Annotated in this window: 2 protein-coding genes; one reads left to right on the top strand and one right to left on the bottom strand. The window is 69.3% G+C overall.

Going from position 1 to position 1,903, the window contains the following annotated elements; genetic code table 11:
- On the bottom strand, window positions 1-365 hold a 365-nt coding region (locus tag GJ629_RS15645; RefSeq protein WP_157513833.1), incomplete at its 3' end, for a hypothetical protein.
- An 84-nt stretch (window positions 366-449) separates the two neighbouring features.
- Here GJ629_RS15645 and GJ629_RS15640 point away from each other — a divergent pair.
- Window positions 450-1,826, top strand: coding sequence for a hypothetical protein (locus GJ629_RS15640; RefSeq protein ID WP_157513832.1), 1,377 nt, complete (start codon window positions 450-452; stop codon window positions 1,824-1,826).
- The last annotated feature ends 77 nt before the right edge of the window (window positions 1,827-1,903 follow it).

Genomic DNA, 1,903 nt, shown 5'->3' with positions numbered 1-1,903 from the left:
TCGCCGTCCTCGTGGGCCGCGATTGCGGCGTCGGCGTCCTCGCGCATCTCCGCTTCCAGCGGCCGCTGGTTGGGTTCCTCGCGCACGTCGTTGAGCAGCGCCTCGAAGTCCTCCCGGAGGTCGAAGCTCGCGCGGCCGGCGTTACAGCGGGGCAGCGGCGTCACGCCCACCTCCAACACCAACTCCTGGACCATCTCCCAGTCGCTTGCACAGAAGTACAGCGACACCTCGCCGACGATGTCCTGCCACGCTATCGGGTCGCTGTGTTTGCACAACTGGAGGGCGCGGGGCGGGATGTCCAACCGTCCGGTCGTCTCCGGGTCCCCACACAGACAGCACGGCTTCTCGGTCTTCCCCGTGTACATACGGCACCTTCCGGGCCACAGCGACAAGTACGTGTCCACCAGCAACATACTTGGGTCCAAGCGTCCAACGTCGTGTAGAGCCGGATGGTACCCCGAGACGTCCCGGATCCGACGGACCCCGCGCGCGTCGAGCCACCGCCGTGTCGGCCGCCGCTGGAGCTGATCGAGGGCGGCGGTCGCTGGGTGCTCGAAGCCTACAACCGCGGCCACCGCGACGGCGAGACGTACGCGACCTACGACGCCCAGATGGACGCGATGCGGGCCGGGAAACGCCGGATGGACCGGGACCGACACCCCTGCCTGCTCCGCTGGGAGTCCGACACCAGCGTCGGGACCATCTACTGGAACCCGGATTTCGAGCGGCTTGCAGTCCGCTACGACGGCCTCACCGAGATGTGGGTCGTCATCCCGACGGAGGGTCACGTCCCCTTCTACACCACCGACCGGCAGGAACTCGCGGCCAAGTACGGCCGGGAAGTCCAGGAGGCCTACGACTTCAAGCACCTCGAGCTGTACACGCCCGACGGCGAGTTACACCGGACCATCGACCACCGATTCGTGCGCAACGAACTGGACCGGTCGGGGGTGCGGTTCAAACGCGAGGCGATCACCGGCGACCCGGCGGCCGATCCGCTGGGCGAGGACGAACCCGAGGCGGAGACGGCCGAGACGGTCCGGGCGACGACGCCGGCGAGCGCCCTCGCGGCCGCGGTACCGGACCTGACCGACATCGAAGTCGAACTGTCCGAGGGGACCATCCACCGGTATCGTGCGGGCTGGACCGACGGCGAGGAGGCGCTTATCGCCGTGTTGGACCCCGAGAAGAGCGGCGACAGCGACGTCGTCGACGCCTTCCTCGAAGCCGTCGAGCACTGGAAGGCGATGAGCGACGTCGATCAGGCCGCGACGGTGTACGACGACGGTATCGGCCCCTCGCCGTGGGTGGCGTACGCCGCCGGCGCGGGCGGCCTACTGGATCACCTCCACGAACTGAACCTCCACGGGAAGGTCCGTATCGTCGACGACGTGGCCGCGGCCTACGAGACGGCGACGCTGTACGACGTGCCGCTCGCCGGCGCCTCGCCCGACAACGTCCGACTCGTCACCGCTCGCGGCCGTTGGCGCGGTCGGTTGGCCGACTGGGGGCTGACTCGCGCCGTCGCCGAAGCCGAAGGGGAGCAACTGGTCACCCACTACACCGCGCCCGAGCAACTTGACGGCGGCCGGACCACACAGACGCCGGTGTATCAACTGGGCGCGCTGACCTACTGGCTGGTGACCGAACAACCCCCCTACGCCGGGGCGCGGGACCTCACGGCGGCGATTTCCGAGGGCGGACCGGACACCTCGGCCATCCCGAACCGGATCAGAGATGTCGTCGACCGGGCGATGGCCACCGACCCGGCCGAGCGGTTCCCGCGGGTCTCGGCCTTCCGCAAGGCACTGGACGACGTGCTGTGATCAGCTGGCGAGCAGGAACCCGAGGACGAGGACGCCGGTGAGCGTCGTCGCGGCGCCGCCGGCGAGGACGGCGCTCG

The sequence above is a fragment of the Halapricum sp. CBA1109 genome, from assembly GCF_009741825.1.
In the GTDB taxonomy this organism is placed as follows: Archaea; Halobacteriota; Halobacteria; order Halobacteriales; family Haloarculaceae; genus Halapricum.
The sequence above is the reverse complement of the archived record's forward strand: the minus strand, read 5'-3'. Positions and strand labels throughout refer to the sequence as shown.